Consider the following 15,826-nt stretch of genomic DNA (forward strand, 5'->3'; position numbering starts at 1 on the left):
CAGGTCAGGCAGGTCGGGCGGGGCGGTCACGCAGGGCGTCCGTGCCGTGCTGCGCCAGCGTCCTTTGCAGGATCGAGGGAATCACGCCGCCGCGCCGCAGCAACTCGACTTCGAGCCGGGTTTCCACGGCGGCGGTGGCATCGAAGGCCTCCACCGAACCGTCCTTGCGCACGATGCGCACCGGCACCTTGCAGCGGGGCGCCAGTGCCTGGGCATCGGCGCTGACATGTACCGTGTCGCCGGGCGCGATGGCCAGCGTTTGCGGATGCACGCCGGCCGGCATGCGCAGCGGCAGGATACCCATGCCGATCAGGTTGGAACGGTGAATTCGCTCGAAGCTTACCGCAATCACGGCCCGGATCCCCAGCAGGCGCTGCCCCTTGGCAGCCCAGTCGCGCGACGACCCCGTGCCATAGCGCTCGCCGGCGATCAGCACCACTGACTGGCCATCGTCGCGATAGCGCTGCGCCACCTCGAAGATCGGGGCTACGTCACCGCTGGGGCCATGCACGGTGTGCGCGGTGGGTGCATCGGGCCGCAGCAGGTTGACCAGCGTCCGGCTGTAGAACGCCGCCCGCAGCATCACCTCCCAGTTGCCGCGCCGCGAGGCAAACACGTTGAGGTCGTCGCGGTCGTCGCCACGGCTGACCAGAAAGTCGGCCACGAAGCTGTCTGGCGGGATGGCGCTGGCCGGCGAGATATGGTCGGTGGTGATGTCGTCGCCCAGCACCAGCAACGGCCAGGCGGTGTACGCCCCCAGCTGTGAGCCCTGATCCAGCGCCGCGAACGGCGGGCGCCGCAGCGCCGTGCTGCGGTCGTCCCACGGATAGCGCGCCGAATCGGCAGACGGCAGCGCGGCCCAGACCGGGTTGGCCGATGCCAGGGCAAAGTCGCGGCGATAGTCGGCGGGGTCGGCCCCGACGGCCAATGCTGCCGTGATGTCATCGCGCGTGGGCCACAGATCGCCGAGGAAGACCGGCGTCCCGTCGGGGGCAATCTGCACGGGGTCGCGGCTCAGGTCGCGCTCGGCGTCGCCGGCCAGCGCGAATGCCACCACCAGCGGCGGCGACATGATGAAACCCAGCGACAGGTCCGGATGGATGCGGCCCGGGAAATTGCGGTTGCCCGACAGCATGGCCACGGGCCACGCCGCGCCGGCCGCGGCAGCGTCGCGAATCGCCGGCGTCAGCGGGCCCGAATTGCCAATGCACGTGGTGCAGCCGAAGCCGACGATGTCGAAGCCCACGGCCGACAGGTCATCGCGCAGTCCGCTACGGGCCAGATAGCTGGCAGCGGCCGGCGATCCCGGTGCCAGCGAAGTCTTGATCCACGGCGCCACGGTCAGGCCCCGCGTGCGGGCCTTGCGCGCGACGATGCCGGCGGCCATCAGCAGGGCCGGGTCCGAGGTATTGGTGCAGCTGGTGATGGCGGCGATGGCCACCGGGTAGCGCGGCATGCCGTGGTGCCTGGCCCTGGCCTCGAACGGAAACGGCGCCAGCGCGGCGGCCGTGTCGCTGTAGGCGAGCAGGTCTTGTGGACGGCGTGGGCCGGCGACATGCATGCCGACGGCTGACAGGTCGATGTCGATCGTGCGGGTGTAGCGCGGGGTGCTGGCGGGATCGAACCAGAGGCCGGCGCGACGGGCGTAGGTGCCGGTCAGCGCGATGCTGGCCTCGCTGCGCCCGGTGGCGCGCAGATAGGCCAGGGTTTGGTCGTCGATCGGAAAGTAGCCGGTGGTCGCGCCGTATTCGGGCGCCATGTTGGCGACGACGGCACGGTCGCCGGCCGTCAACGTGGCCACGCCGGGGCCGAAGAACTCGACAAATTCGCCGGATACCCCGATGGCACGCAGCCGCTGCGTGACGGTCAGCGCCAGGTCGGTGGCCAGCACGCCGGGCTGCAGCGCGTTGGCCAGTCGCACGCCGACAACGTCGGGGATACGCTGCATCACGGGCATACCGAACATGACGGTCTGGGCTTCGAGCCCGCCCACACCCCAGCCCAGCACGCCGATGCCGTTGATCATCGGGGTATGGCTGTCGGTGCCGATCAGCGTGTCGGGCACCGCCCACAGCGCGCCATCGCGCGGCTGCGTGGTGACGACGGTGGCCAGTTGCTCCAGGTTGATCGTATGCATGATGCCGGTGCCGGGCGGATGGATACGCACCCCCTTGAGCGCCTTCGACGCCCAGCGCAGGAAGCTGTAGCGCTCGGCGTTGCGCCGGGCCTCGATGCGAAGGTTCTCGGTGGCCGCATTGGGCCGCGCGAACGCCTCCACGGCCAGCGAGTGGTCGACCGATGCATCCACGGGCAGCACCGGGTTGAGCGCGGCGGGGTCGGCGCCGGCCTCGGCCAGGGCATCGCGCATCGCGGCAATATCGACCAGTGCCGGGGTGCTGGTGGTGTCGTGCATCAGCACGCGGCCAGGCTGGAAGGCGATTTCCGCCTCGCTCGTGCCGCTGTCCAGCCACGCCACGATGGCCGCGATGGCCGCCGCGCGCTCGTCGCCCTCCATATTGCGCGCCACGTTTTCCAGCAGCAGGCGCAGCACCACGGGCAGCCGCGCCAGTGACGGTCCCAGCATCGCGGGCAGGTCCACGTATCGATAAGTGATGTCGCCAGCGCAAAACTGGCCCTCAAGCGATGTCATGTCGGCGTCCGGCGTTGTCCTTTTCTTATTTTGCATATGTACGCAGAAAAATGCAAAAAAAGTCGGTCTTCCACAGCTTGCCAGCGGGTGTCATTGGACCAAGGTCCCGCAGTCGTGGCGTCCGCTGCGCACGATAATCAACACGCTGGCAGCGTCTGGCCGTACCTGTCCCAGTTCCAGACCCGGTTCCAGTGAAAGCGAGGGTTCCCGATATTGGAGAGAAGGCAATGGGCAGCAGCAATCTGCGTGGCGTGCTTTTCCGTTGGCTGGCATTTGCCGGGCTGATTGCCGCCACGGGCCTTGCCCATGCATGGACCGCTGGTGCCGATGGTGGCGGCAGCGTCGGCTCGGCCAGTCCCGACAGCAGCTCCGGCCCCTATCGCGGGATCGTCGGCCCGGTCGGTACGTCGGACGCCGCGCCCGCCGAGCCCAAGCAATGGGACAGGGCATTGCCATTCTTCGCCCAGCGCGTCATCGACAAGGGCTACAACCTGCCGAATCCGTACTTCATCGGCTATTCCTACTACAACGGATACCAGCGCTACCAGCTCAGCGACCTGGCGATATCGGCGGGCGCGAACCCGTTGCGCTCGGCCGATTTCGTGCAGTTCCAGCAATCGAAGCTTCATAACGTGTCCAACCAGGTGCAGCTTGGCGCCTGGATCTTCCCGTTCATGAATGTCTACGGCATGGTCGGCAACGTCGAGGGCAGCGGGGCGATCGATATCTCGTTCTCGTCGAAGACGGCACTGCAGCAGTTCTTCGGGATAAACATCGGCTGTGCCGGCAACCGGCCCCGGCCCGATTGCTCCCAGCCCATCAAGTTGCCGACGCAGCAGGCGAACTACAGCGGGCACACCTATGGCGGCGGTTTCACGCTGGTGGGGACGTACAAGCAGCTTTTCTTCGCGCTGCCGGTCACCTATACGGTGTCGGACATCACGATGTCGGAGACCCCGGTGAAGTCGCTGAACATCGGCCCGCGGATCGGCTGGAACTTCCGGCTCGGACCCGGCCTGGGTCTGCTGACCCCATTTATCGGTGGCACCTATTTCAAGACCCGGGCCACGATCACCGGCCACTTCGACATTCCCATCGAGGAGGCCGGTGGCCAGACGGCCCGCCTGAACTACCAGATCGGCCAGCGCGTGGTGGGCTACTGGAGCGGCTCGGCCGGCGTGAGCTGGGCCGTCAACCGTAGCCTCGGATTCATCGTGGAATTCGGCTACGGCTACAACCGGAACAACATCATCGCCACCGGCTTCTTCCGGTTCTAGGGCACGCCATGAACCGCCATCGTCTGATCGCCGTCGCAGCCACGCTTGCCATGAGGGCGGCGACGGCGGGCGCCGAGGAGCCCGCGCAGCCCGTGCAGCCCGTGGAGGGCGAAAAGCAGGCCTGGATCGACAGGTTGCTCACCAAGCTGGGGGCGTCGAAGGAAGTCGACCTGAGCAAGGGCATCGACTGGGGCGTCCTGCCCGGGCCGTTCTACAACCCGGAAATGGGGTTCGGGATCGGCGCGGCCGCCATTGGCCTCTACAAGCCCAAGGGGGCCGAAGCGGACACCCAGCTGTCCACGCTCTCGATCCGCGGCTTTGGCACCGTCAAGGGTGCGTACGGCGTGTCGATCGAGAACAACACCTTCTTTGCCGACGACAGCTACCGCGTGCTGCTGGAGCTGGACCTGATCAACATGCCGACCGCGTACTGGGGCGTTGGCTACGACAACGCCATCAACAGCGCGAACAAGGAAACCTACACGCGCCAGACGGTCGCGTTCCAGCCGAAGATCATGTTCCGGGTGCGCCCGAATATCTATATCGGGGCGGGCTACAGCTTTCAGTATGACAACGCCACCAAATTGGAACGCGGCGCCGACAGCAAGCTGGCGACCGATCCGAACGGGCCAAGGGTGATGAGTTCCGGGGTGAGCGGGCATTTTTCGTACGACACGCGCGACTTCATTCCCAATCCGTACAAGGGCGAGTCGCTGCTCGTCAACGCAACGGTCTATCGCCGGTATCTGGGCAGCGACACCGATCTGGAGAACCTGGAGATCACGGCCAACAAGTACTTCAGGATGCGCGAACGCGACGTGCTGGCGCTGGATATCTACGGCAACTTCAATTGGGGCGATGTGCCGTGGGACATGATGGCCACGCTTGGCAACAACAAGCGGATGCGCGGCTATTTCCTGGGCCAGTACCGCGACCGCGCGATGGCAAGCATCCAGGCCGAGTACCGCTGGCATATCGTGGGCCGGCAGGGCATGGTGTTCTGGATCGGCACCGGCGCGATCGCGCCAAATCCCGGGGCGCTGACGTCGGCCCACTGGCTGCCCAATGCGGGGATCGGGTATCGCTTCGAGTTCAAGCCCCGGGTGAATGTCCGCTTCGACGCGGGCGTGGGCAGGAATACGAAAGGGGTGTACTTCCAGATCAACGAGGCGTTCTGATGGCGCTGTACCGTCGCCGGAGGCAGCCCCCGATCGCCGTGGTGCGTTGGCCTTTGGGCCAATGGAGCCGGTGCGGGCCGCCGGATAGAGTGGTCGCATGGACGGCACCCGCCGTGCAGGAGACGCCATGACCCCGCCCTTGCGCCTGCCCATGCGTTACCTTGTTCCCGCAATGCTCGTGCCCGTGCTGTTGTCCGCCTGCAATACCGCTCCGATTCCGCCTGGCAAGTCGGTATCCGTGCAGGCGGCGCTGGACAACATTACGCGCGACATGTGCGCATTCCGCCAGAAGTTCGCGCAGTCGCCACAGGGCGCCGCGGTGGACAGTTATACCGTCGAACTGGTCCTGACCGTCGATGCCGAACGGCAGCCGCCGGTGGCCGTGGCCCCTGACATCGCGTTCATGCCGACCGTCACCTATGGCAACACGCTGATGATGGCCAAGGACAGCCGGCTGGTGGTGACTTTCCGCAACACCGACACCGGTGGGGCGGCGAACTGCCCGACTCAGTGAGGCGGCACGTCGGACCGCGCGACGACAGGTACGACCACAGGCACGACAACTGGCACGGCGACCGACGTCACGCGCCACGCATCGGCATGGGCTGACAGCGTGGTGAGCGTCAGCGGCGCGATGTCGAGCTGCATGACGGCCCGCGCCGGGGCGCCCAGTGCATGCACGACGATGGCCCGGATCACGCTGGCGTGGGTCACGGCCAGCGTATGGCCGGGCTCGCGGCCGGACAGCCACAGGCCGGCGCGGTCGCTGACCGCCGCCAGCGACTCGCCACCATGGGCGTTCATGCCCGGATCGGACAGCCAGGCCGCCAGCGCCTCGGGCTCGGCAGCGCCGACATCCTTGAGCGACTGGCCGCGCCAGCGCCCGTAATCCACTTCCCGCAAGGCGTCTTCCACACTGACGGGCAGCCCCAGCGCCCGCGCGGTATCGCATGCGCATGCCATCGGGCTGGACAGCACGCGGTCTGGCCGTCCGAGCTTGCCTGCCCATGTGGCCGTGTGAACGCCGTCGTCGTCATTCAGCGCGTTGTCGGCCGGAAAGCGCCCGGCGCGCAGGGCGGCCGTGGCGGGTACGCAGAGCAGGGTGAGGCGGCGGGTCATGGGGCGGCGGGGTGGATGGCGACGGTGTGACGATACGAAGGCACGAAGGCACGATGGCGATTAGGTGGATCGGCGGACCCTCGACTAGAATGCACGGATTCCGAAGAGAAGAAGCCGGTGAGATGCCGGCACGGTCGCGCCACTGTATGCCGGGCTGCCCACGTGTTATCGCGGGTGGCGCTGGCAAGTCAGACCTTCTCCTCGGGCACATCCATTCGTCTCGGGACGCGTCATCCTCAAGGAGAATCCTCATGCACGCAAGCGCTACGGCAAGCGCCACCTTTGCGCCGGCCCTCTCGCCGGCTATTGCGCCGGCCACGATCCCCGTTCGCGAACTGCTCCCCTGGGCCATCTTCGGCGGCATGCTGCTGCTCCTGGCCATCTATTTCGTGGGCGTGGAAGAGGGCGCCGCCGCCATCTTCAACACCATGTACGTGCATGAGTTCGTGCACGACGGTCGCCATCTGCTTGGCTTTCCCTGCCACTGACAAGGCCGATTCATGGTGAGAAGTCTGCTGGTCCGCGGCATGATCGCGGGCTTTCTGGCCAGCCTGCTGGCCTTTGCGTTCGCGCGCGTGGTGGGTGAGCCGCAGGTGGAGGCGGCCATCGCCTTCGAGGAACAGGCAACCCACGCGATGGGCGGCAGCCATGCGCACGAGATGCCGGAACTGGTCAGCCGCGACACGCAGTCGGGCGTCGGCCTGTTTGTCGGGCTGGGCGTGTTCGGCGCCGCGCTGGGCGGCCTGTTCGCGCTGGTCTTCGCCTTCGTCCATGGCCGCATCGGTGCCTTGGGCGGGCTGGGCACAAGGGCAACGTCGGGCCTGCTGGCGCTGCTGGGCTATATCGCGATCGTGCTGGTGCCGTTCTTCAAGTACCCGCCGAATCCGCCGGCCATTGGCGATCCGTCCACCATCGGCCTGCGTACCGCGCTGTTCTTCACGATGATCGCCGTGTCGCTGGCGGCCATGGTGGTGGCGGTGGTGGTGGCACGCCGGCTGGCCGCGCGCCGCGATGGCTGGACGATGGGGCTTGCCGCCGCCGCGATCTTCGTGGTGCTGGGGGCGCTGGCGCATGCGCTGCTGCCCGGGATCAACGAGGTGCCCGAGCACTTTCCGGCCACGCTGCTGTGGCAGTACCGCGTGGCGGCGTTCGGCATCCAGGCGGTGCTGTGGGCGGCGCTGGGCATCGTGTTTGCCTATCTGGCCGAGCCGGTGATGGCGCCGGGGCGTCGCGCATCGCGCGCCTGACGCCCGTCACACCCCAACCCCGCGCGGGCCGCCGGCTGGCTGGCCCGCGTGCTACATCGACGCGATCTGCGTCTCCTCGGCCGCGGACACAAAGCGCCGCTGCCGCATCCACTTCGTAGCCACCCATTTTTCGCCCTGCGCCACCGGCGCGGCGGCGTGCAGCGTCTTGCCGTCCAGCGTGCCGTTGCTGTCGCAATACTCGAAATAGACCGCGTTGCCCTTGCGTGGCACCACCATCAGGCCGATTTCCGGAAACACCGTTTCGCCGCCCTCGGCCACATCGTTCAGGTAGATCACCATGGTGCTCACGCGCTGGCCGCTGCGTGCGATCGACGCCTGGTTGGCCGGGTTGTTCGGCATCAGGAAGTCGAAATGGGGCTGGCTCTGCGCGCCGGGCCGGTACTGCAGCACCTGCAGGCCCTCGCCGTGCTCCATGGGCAGCTGCATCAGCGCCGACACGCGTGCGTCGATAGTGGCCAGCAGCGCGGACTCCGCCAGGCGGAAGAACATGCCCTGGCTGCTGCGGTCCGGGCTGACCACGTGCTCGCCCGTACGCGGGTCGACGATGGTGGACGGCGCCAGGCGCGGGCGGGCCGCCGCCACCAGCGCATCGCATTCCGCATGACTGAGCACGCCTTCGAGTACGGCCACCACGGGTTTGTCCGTGCGCGACAGGACGTGCACTTCACGATCGCCGCCGCGCAGCACCGACGCATAGGGCAGCCTGGGCACGGCCGGGGCCGTCGGCATCCGTTCCACCGTGATCTGGCCTTCGGGCAGCGGGCCGCCGTCGCGCAGCACGCGCACAAAGGCGTCGACCAGCGCGCGGGCCACGGCCGGATCGAACTGCCGCGACACCAGCGCGTCGGCAATTTCCGGCGCGGTGCGGCCGCGCTGCAAGGCGCCCACGATCCAGTCGCGCAGTTCGGGTGAGAAATGGAGCGTGGCCGTCTGGCGGGGCGCGTTGGCGGGGTGCGGGGCAGAAGGGGCGTGCATGAGCGGGAATCCACGGAAAGCCAAGGACATGACGCGCGCAAGTATCACGCCAGCCCGGCGGCCGTGGCAACCATGTGTCCGCTTTGTATCGAGGTTCGTCGCCTCGAAATCGTCTGTAACTTGACGCGTCAAGGGTTCCACGAAATCGTCACATTGAGTTCCTAGCATCGGGCCCGCTGCACAAAGGTTGGGGATGGCTTTCGCGCCGTCACCGGCCCGGAGACTTCCTGCGCAGGCGGCCCACCCGCCAGAACCACCGCGACGGGGCAGGCTTTGGTGCGGCGCCCCAAGAGACTCTTCTCGAGACCCCTCGAGTCCCACTCATAACAATCGCGCGAATTCCGGCGAGCCAGAACCATGCACCCAAACAAATCCACCTACGTCCCCTTGCTGACCGCCCTGGCAGCCGCCGCGCTGCTGGCGGCCTGCGGCGGCGATGACACCCCCGCCTCCACGTCCTCGGGCACCAGCGGCGCCGCGCAGACCGTGAGCGGCGTCGTCGCCGGCGCGGCTGTCAAGAACCCGACCGGCGTCGCCAACTCGTCGGCCACTGGCGTGGACTACGCCAAGAGCACCACCGGCGATGCCGTCGACCAGACGTTCGTCCCCGTGACCTACGCCAACGCCACCGTCTGTGCCGACAACAACGGCAACGGCGTGTGCGATACCGGCGAGGCTGCCACGCGTACCGACGCCAACGGCCGCTTCACGCTGGCCACGCCGGCCGCGAGCCTGGTGGCCGTGGTGGGCACCGATGCGTCGTACATCGACCCCGTGGCGGGCAATACCAAGGTGGCCAGCAAGATGATCCTGCGCAGCGCGGCCGATCAGGCCGCCGCCGGCACGGACGTGGTCATCAGCCCGCTCTCCACCGAGGTGGTGCGCCTGACCGAAGCGGAATCGATGAAGTACGCCGACGCCAGGGCGGCCATCGCCGGGCGCCTGAGCTTCACGGGTGGCACGGCCGATGTCACGGTCAACGCCGACGATGTGGTGGCCCTGCCGGGCACGCTGTCCAGCGCGGCCGCTACCCGGGCGCTGCTGGTCGAGGACAACACGCTGGCCGCCCGCTACACGCAGGCCGCCACGATCCTGGATCGCGGCTACGCCAGCGACAGCGCCGCCGACCCGGTGACCTCGCTGAAGGCCGCGCAGGACGCCGCGTTCAACCCCGAAGGCATTCCGCGCTACGACCACCTGTTCGTGGTGATCTTCGAGAACCACAGCAACCAGACCATCGACAACGCGGCCTACCCGAACTTCTACAAGTACCTGCACACGGAAGGCAACAAGGCGGCCAACTACTTCTCGACCGGCAACCCCAGCGAGCCGAACTACATCTCGCTGGCCAGCGCCGACGACTGGGGCGTGGCCGACGACAACGCGTGGAACTGCCTGCCGGCCGGCGACACGGCCAACCAGCCGACCGACACCTACGTGCCGGTCACGGCGTGCAATGCCGACACCAAGGTGCACAACCTCAAGGGTCGCCGCAACATGTTCACGGCGCTGTACAAGGCCGGCATGTCGGCGCGCGTCTACAGCGAATCGATGAATCCGGGCCAGGACCCGCGCAAGGACGGCGTGGCCAACGCCGCCATCACGGGTGTGAACCCGACGTCGGGCGCCACCGAGACGATGCCGGCCGGCCTGTACAAGACCAAGCACCACCCGGCCGTCAACTTCGACGATGTGCGCAACCGCCCGGACTTCTTCAAGAACCTGAACCGCACGGTGAGTGGCGGCCAGTGGGATACGTCGATCGCCAGCTACGCGGCGACCAACAGCATCACGTGGAACACGCACCAGTTCGAGGATGACCTCAAGAGCGGCGACATCGGCGCGCTGAACTACATCGTGCCGGACCAGTGCGACGACATCCACGGCGTGTCCACCTGCCTGTCGACCAACATCGCGCGCGGCGACGCGTACGCCAAGTACCTGGTAGACCAGATCCAGGCGTCGCCGGCCTGGAAGAACACCAGCCGCCGTTCGGCCATCGTCATGCTGTTCGACGAAGGCTCCAGCTTCTTCGGCAGCTCGTCGTGCTGCGGCTGGAACGTGGGCGGTGCCGCCACCAGCGGCGCGCCGCTGGGCGAGGGCATCACCACGGCGGTGCCGCGCTACAACGGCGGCAACAAGGGCGACGGCCCGACCATCTTCGCGCTGCTGACCAACCAGCCTGGCGCGCCGAAGCAGATCATCGATTCGGATGCCTACAGCCACTTCTCGTTCGTGCGCACGATGCAGGACATGTTCGGCCTGTCTGATCCGGCCGTGGCGACGTCGTACATGAACCGCTCGAAGTACACCGAGAAGTACATCGCCGACAACCTGACCAACCTGGCCGAGTACTCGGGCAGCGCCAACACGCACTTCGACTCGGTCCGCCCGATGAACCACAAGTACGTGGTCAAGGCCGGCGACCTGCAGTCTGGCGGCAGCGTGGCTGGCGGCAGCGGTAGCGGTTCGGTTGGCAGCGGCAACAACACGGCCACCGGCCCGGACACCACCCAGACCAACATCTGGGCGATCAAGTCGTAAGCCTCAACGCCCAGGCAGTCGCCCGGGCATGGCCCGCGGACCCCGCATGTCGCGGTGGTTCGCCGGCTGTGTCCGGCGGCCTGCCGTGTTCAATCCGACAACGGATGGCGGCTGCCACCGCCCACCTTCATCATGCGTGTTTTCCCATTCGCCGCGCGCTGTAGCGCGGCACTGCTTGCCGTTGCGCTGGCCGCCTGCCAGCCCGCGACGGATACCGGCAAGCCGGCCCGCGCGGCCGCATCCGGCAACCAGGCCACTGCGCAGTCCGGCGCCGTCCAGCCCGTGCCGACCAAGGTGGCCGCCGTGGCCGCCGCGCCGGCATCGTCCCTCTCGGCCGCCGCGCAAGTGGGCGCCAAACTGTTCTTCGATCCCTCGCTCTCGGGATCGGGCAAGATGTCCTGCGCCACCTGCCACGACCCCGGCCACGCCTACGCGCCGGCCAACGACCTGTCGGTGCAGCTGGGTGGCCCCGATGGCCGCCAGCCCGGCACGCGCGCCGTGCCGACCCTGATGTACAAGGAGTACACCAACGCGTATTCCGACACGTTCGAGAACCCCGACATGATCAGCCCGCCCGGGCCCGGCGGCGGCCTGACCTGGGACGGCCGCGCCAACACCATCGCGGAGCAGGCCGCGATTCCGCTGCTGGCGCCCAACGAGATGGCGGCGGCTGGCAAGTCCGCCGTGGTGGATGCCGTGCGCAACGGCGCGCACGCCGACGCATTCCGCCAGGCCTATGGCCCGAACGTGTTCGACGATGCCGACAAGGCGTTTGCGCTGGTGGGCGCGGCGCTGCAGGCGTTCCAGGTGGAGGACCGCAGCTTCCATCCGTACAGCAGCAAGTTCGACCGCTACCGCACCAACAAGGTGGGCGGCGCGCTGAACGACGCCGAGATCCGCGGCCTGCGCGTGTTCATGGACCCCACCAAGGGCAACTGCATGGCCTGTCACCTGCTGGGCGGCGGCAACGACGGCAGCCAGGACATGACGAGCGACTACTCGTTCGCCGCGATTGGTGTGCCGCGCAATAGGGACATCCCGGCCAACGCCGATCCGAAGTACTTCGACCTGGGCCTGTGCGGGCCGCTGCGCACCGACCATCGCCCCGGCAAGGACAAGGGTGCGGCGGCCACCTGCGGCATGTTCAAGACGCCGGTGCTGCGCAACGCCGCCACGCGCCATGCGTTCATGCACAACGGCGTGTTCCGGTCGCTGGAAGAGGTGGTCCGCTTCTACAACACGCGCGATACGGCGCCGGAGAAGTGGTATCCGCGCGATGCACGCGGCAAGGTCGCCAAGTTCAACGACCTGCCGGCGAAGTACCGCGCCAACCTGGACGAACAGATGCCGCTGGACCAGCGCCGCGCCGGCAGCCCGCCGCCGATGACCGACCAGGAGATGCAGGACCTGATCGCCTTCCTGAACACGCTGACCGACGGCTACGTGGCACCGGCCACGGCCGCCGGCGATGCCCATGGCCATACGGTGGCGAATGCGTATGCCGATCCCGAGACGCACAAGTCCGCCGAGACCCACTGATACCCGTTACCGAATCCAACGATGAAACCGATCCTGCTGACCGCCGCGCTGACGGCGGCCACGAGCCTGCTGCTGGCGGGCTGCACCGCGCCCGATGCCGCGACCGAAGCCAACTTCAGCGCGGCGCTGGACAAGCACCTGACCGCGCATGGCGACCTCTGCATCGGCCGCCACCAATGGCCGGTGGATGTGCCCGACCTGCCCGTTGCCGCGCAGATGCGCGACGGCATCCAGATGCCGGCCCTGGAACACGCGGGGCTGGTCTCGCATGTCAGCGCCGAGATGACGCTGCATCATCAGAACGGGGAGGACGAGAAGGTCAAGGCACGGCGCTATGACCTGACCGACAAGGGGCGCCAGTATGTCAACGCCAGCCCGCACACGGCGGCGCACGGCACCGACGCCAGCCAGCCGGACCTTTGCTATGGCCGCGTGCACCTGGAGAAGGTCACGGGCTGGGACAAGCCGCAGAAGTCCGACGAAACGCCGGCGCGCCTGACCACCACCGTGCGCTACACCTACACGCTGGAGCCGGCGCCGTGGGCCAGCGATGCATCGGTGCAGGGCGCGTTTCCGGTGCTGACGCGGGTGCTCAAGGGCAGCGGCATGCTGGAGCTGAAGCAGGCGATGGTGGCCACCGGCGGCGGTTGGCAGCCGCTCTAGGCCGGACCCGGGCCCGTTTCGGGCCCGGGGGGCGGTTCATCCTGGCCGGGCCATCGCCCAAGCCATCGCTGATACACACGGTCCGCTCAGCCCGCGCTGTAGACCTCGCTCGGTGCCACGTGGATGTAGACGCCGCTGGCCTGTTGCGTGCCGGGCATCAGCACGCGCAGCGGCATCGTGGCGCCGTTCAGCGCCTCAAGGAAGGTCCAGTTGACGGTCTGGTCGCCGGCACGGATGGCCACCGATTCACCCGATGCCACGGTGACGAAGCGCGTATCCGGCGCGATCGTGATGGTGCGCCCCACGGTCTGCGCGGGCGCCGGACTGCCAAACAACGCGGCCTCATGGCTGACGGGGGTGGGGGCGGGGGCGCTCCAGGCCAGCATGGGGGCGAGAAGCAGGGCAGGGATCAGGAGAGTCTTCGAGGTCATGATGGTGTTGTTGTGATCGGCTCCGTTCGAGCCGTACAGAAAGCCTACGCTCCCCCTCGTAATTCCCAAAATGACTTGCGTTCACAAAATGCAGTCGAAAAACGAATAACTAGCCTCGACATGGTGCGCCGCACCCCCCGCGAAAGACGGGTGTGGGTGCGATACAACCCGGGTGCAAGACATCTTCGATACATTTGGCATTTTCCAGGCGTGCACGTATGACTGGACGGGACCGGTCGGACGCCTCGGACACCTTCAAAAACAAAAAAGAGGTGGGTCAATGGTTCGAGGGATGGGCACACAGGCGGGCACGCAGGCGGCCGCGCCGTCAGCGCGGCAATGGGGCCGGCATTCGATTATCGGCACGCTGGTCGAGGCGCCATGGTGGATGACGGTGCTGCTGGGCGCCGCCGGCTTTTTTACGCTCTACGTGGTCATGCCGGGTGTGATCGGCCTTCTGGTCTTCTCCCGTGCGCTTCCCCAGGCCGCGTCGAGCCTGGTCGAAATACTCCGTCTTTTGTCGTCCGTGGTGGCGGCGATCACCGCCATCCTCGCGCTGCTGTCGCACCGCCACGCCAGGGAACGCCGCCAGCAGGAAGAACGCCAGCGCATGGCGCCGCGTCGCCGACCCGTGGCGTCGCCTCCCGGGCCGCCGCCGTATGCAGATACGATCCGGACGGTGCCTCCGGCCAACGGCGGAGCCGCCGCTGCAGCCGTGGTATCGCTCCCGGCGGCAACGCCCCGTCCGGCGCCCGCACCCGTCCGCGAATGGTCGCTCGACGCGCTTCGGCAACTCGAATGGAAGCGTTTCGAGCTGCTGTGCGTGGCCTATTACGAGGCCATGGGCTTCAAGGTGAAGACCGTGCCGAATGGCCCGGACGGCGGTGTCGATGCCACCCTGTACAAGCGCGGCCAGCGCGCACCGCTGGCGGTCGTGCAATGCAAGGCGTGGAACCGGCCCGTCAAGGTGGAGCAGGTGCGGGCGCTGGGCGGCGCGATGCTGGAACGCCAGGTGGGCCGCGGCGTGTTCTGGTCGTTGTCCGGCTACGTGGGCCAGCCCGTGCAGGCGTCGGCCGAACGCGCCGGCATCCAGTTGCTCGATGGCGAGGCCATCGTCGCCCGCATCCGGGCGCTGCCGGCCGAGACGCAAGCCATGCTGATGGCGTCGGCCTTCGAGGGCGATTTCCGCACGCCCAGCTGCGCGGCGTGCGGCGTCAAGCTGGTGGCGCGCCACGGCAAGGCCGGCCCGTTCTGGGGCTGCGCCAATTTCCCGCGTTGCCGGGTGATCCTGCCGCGCGCCGCGTAATATCGATCTGCATCCAGTGGCACCCGGGTTTGCGGGCAACGGTGTAGTATCCGGGGCCAAACCTGTTTCAAGCTGGAGAGCCAACATGATCGTATTTGTCACCGGTGCCACTGCTGGATTCGGCGCCGCCATCGCCCGTCGTTTCGTCAATGCCGGCCATCGCGTCGTCGCCGCCGGCCGCCGTGAAGACCGGCTGCAGGCCCTGGTCGACGAACTGGGCCGTGACAACGTGCTGCCGCTGGTGCTGGACGTGCGCGACCGCGATGCCGTGTTCGCCGCCGTGGCGGGCCTGCCGGCCGACTACGCCGAGATCGACCTGCTGGTGAACAACGCGGGCCTGGCCCTGGGCCTGGAGCCCGCGCAACGGGCCGACCTGGACCAGTGGGAAACGATGATCGATACCAACGTCACGGGCCTGGTGACGATGACCCGTGCGGTGCTGCCGGGCATGGTCGAGCGCAATCGTGGCCACGTGGTCAATATCGGCTCGGTGGCCGGTGCCTACGCCTACCCGGGTGGCAACGTCTATGGGGCCACCAAGGCGTTCGTGCACCAGTTCTCGCTGAACCTGCGCGCCGACCTGACCGGCACCCGCGTGCGCGTGACCGATGTGGCGCCGGGGCTGGTGGGTGGCACGGAGTTTTCCAATGTGCGCTTCAGCGGCGACCAGTCGCGCGTGGACAAGGTCTACGAAGGCGCCGACGCGCTGACCCCCGACGATATCGCCGAGACCGTGTTCTGGGCCGCCACGCTGCCGGCGCGCGTGAATATCAACTACCTCGAAGTGATGCCGGTGACACAGTCGTTCAGCGCGCTGTCGATTACCCGCGAGAAACCGTAAGCGGTTTCCGATTCGCCCGGAGCCGTCTGGCTTCC

Annotated in this window: 14 protein-coding genes; 10 read left to right on the forward strand and 4 right to left on the reverse strand. The window is 67.6% G+C overall.

The annotated features are described in order from the left end of the window. Nucleotides 1-4: 4 nt before the first annotated feature. Nucleotides 5-2,650: an aconitate hydratase AcnA gene (acnA, locus tag CYJ10_RS13780; protein WP_257993309.1), complete on the reverse strand. Its 2,646-nt coding sequence runs from the start codon at nt 2,648-2,650 to the stop codon at nt 5-7. Between the two features lie 227 nt (nt 2,651-2,877). Between acnA and CYJ10_RS13785 the strand changes: the two genes are divergently transcribed. The 3 genes from CYJ10_RS13785 (at nt 2,878) to CYJ10_RS13795 (ending at nt 5,619) form a co-directional block, all read left to right on the forward strand. After that, complete coding sequence (locus CYJ10_RS13785; protein ID WP_101682048.1) at nt 2,878-3,927, forward strand: hypothetical protein; 1,050 nt, start codon at nt 2,878-2,880, stop codon at nt 3,925-3,927. An 8-nt stretch (nt 3,928-3,935) separates the two neighbouring features. Beyond that, on the forward strand, nt 3,936-5,105 hold the full coding sequence (locus CYJ10_RS13790; protein ID WP_257993310.1) for a BamA/TamA family outer membrane protein: 1,170 nt from the start codon (nt 3,936-3,938) through the stop codon (nt 5,103-5,105). A 127-nt stretch (nt 5,106-5,232) separates the two neighbouring features. Beyond that, nucleotides 5,233-5,619 carry a hypothetical protein gene (locus CYJ10_RS13795; protein ID WP_257993311.1) on the forward strand — a complete coding sequence of 129 codons (387 nt, stop codon included), beginning with the start codon at nt 5,233-5,235 and terminating at the stop codon, nt 5,617-5,619. Here the strand turns inward: CYJ10_RS13795 and CYJ10_RS13800 are convergent. Beyond that, nucleotides 5,613-6,224, reverse strand: a complete 612-nt coding sequence (locus CYJ10_RS13800) for a histidine phosphatase family protein (RefSeq protein ID WP_101682049.1) — start codon at nt 6,222-6,224, stop codon at nt 5,613-5,615. The two genes, CYJ10_RS13795 and CYJ10_RS13800, sit on opposite strands and share 7 nt — an antisense overlap. Before the next feature lie 251 nt (nt 6,225-6,475). On the opposite strand from CYJ10_RS13800, the gene CYJ10_RS13805 reads away from it, so the two are divergent. Together CYJ10_RS13805 and CYJ10_RS13810 are read left to right on the forward strand one after the other, a co-directional pair. Further along, a complete protein-coding gene (locus CYJ10_RS13805) occupies nt 6,476-6,712 on the forward strand; it encodes a CbtB domain-containing protein (RefSeq protein ID WP_101682050.1) in 237 nt (78 codons plus the stop codon). A gap of 12 nt (nt 6,713-6,724) precedes the next feature. Further along, nucleotides 6,725-7,471: a CbtA family protein gene (locus tag CYJ10_RS13810; protein ID WP_101682051.1), complete on the forward strand. Its 747-nt coding sequence runs from the start codon at nt 6,725-6,727 to the stop codon at nt 7,469-7,471. A 51-nt stretch (nt 7,472-7,522) separates the two neighbouring features. Here the strand turns inward: CYJ10_RS13810 and CYJ10_RS13815 are convergent, their stop codons facing one another. Beyond that, nucleotides 7,523-8,467, reverse strand: coding sequence for a 2OG-Fe(II) oxygenase (locus CYJ10_RS13815; RefSeq protein WP_101682052.1), 945 nt, complete (start codon nt 8,465-8,467; stop codon nt 7,523-7,525). Nucleotides 8,468-8,824: 357 nt separating this feature from the next. Between CYJ10_RS13815 and CYJ10_RS13820 the strand changes: the two genes are divergently transcribed. The 3 genes from CYJ10_RS13820 (at nt 8,825) to CYJ10_RS13830 (ending at nt 13,213) form a co-directional block, all read left to right on the forward strand. After that, nucleotides 8,825-11,011: an alkaline phosphatase family protein gene (locus CYJ10_RS13820; protein ID WP_257993312.1), complete on the forward strand. Its 2,187-nt coding sequence runs from the start codon at nt 8,825-8,827 to the stop codon at nt 11,009-11,011. 132 nt (nt 11,012-11,143) lie between these two features. Next, nucleotides 11,144-12,550, forward strand: coding sequence for a cytochrome-c peroxidase (locus CYJ10_RS13825; protein WP_101682053.1), 1,407 nt, complete (start codon nt 11,144-11,146; stop codon nt 12,548-12,550). Between the two features lie 21 nt (nt 12,551-12,571). Beyond that, nucleotides 12,572-13,213: a hypothetical protein gene (locus CYJ10_RS13830; protein ID WP_101682054.1), complete on the forward strand. Its 642-nt coding sequence runs from the start codon at nt 12,572-12,574 to the stop codon at nt 13,211-13,213. Between the two features lie 86 nt (nt 13,214-13,299). Here CYJ10_RS13830 and CYJ10_RS13835 read toward each other — a convergent pair whose 3' ends face one another. Further along, entirely contained in the window at nt 13,300-13,644 is a 345-nt protein-coding gene (locus CYJ10_RS13835; RefSeq protein ID WP_101682055.1) for a CzcE family metal-binding protein, read from the reverse strand. Nucleotides 13,645-13,936: 292 nt separating this feature from the next. Here CYJ10_RS13835 and CYJ10_RS13840 point away from each other — a divergent pair, with 292 nt between their 5' ends. Together CYJ10_RS13840 and ydfG are read left to right on the forward strand one after the other, a co-directional pair. Further along, nucleotides 13,937-14,950, forward strand: coding sequence for a restriction endonuclease (locus CYJ10_RS13840; RefSeq protein ID WP_257993313.1), 1,014 nt, complete (start codon nt 13,937-13,939; stop codon nt 14,948-14,950). Nucleotides 14,951-15,035: 85 nt separating this feature from the next. Beyond that, a complete protein-coding gene (ydfG, locus tag CYJ10_RS13845; protein ID WP_101682056.1) occupies nt 15,036-15,791 on the forward strand; it encodes a bifunctional NADP-dependent 3-hydroxy acid dehydrogenase/3-hydroxypropionate dehydrogenase YdfG in 756 nt (251 codons plus the stop codon). Nucleotides 15,792-15,826 lie beyond the last annotated feature (35 nt).

Source organism: Cupriavidus pauculus (assembly GCF_002858765.1).
Taxonomy (GTDB): domain Bacteria; phylum Pseudomonadota; class Gammaproteobacteria; order Burkholderiales; family Burkholderiaceae; genus Cupriavidus; species Cupriavidus pauculus_B.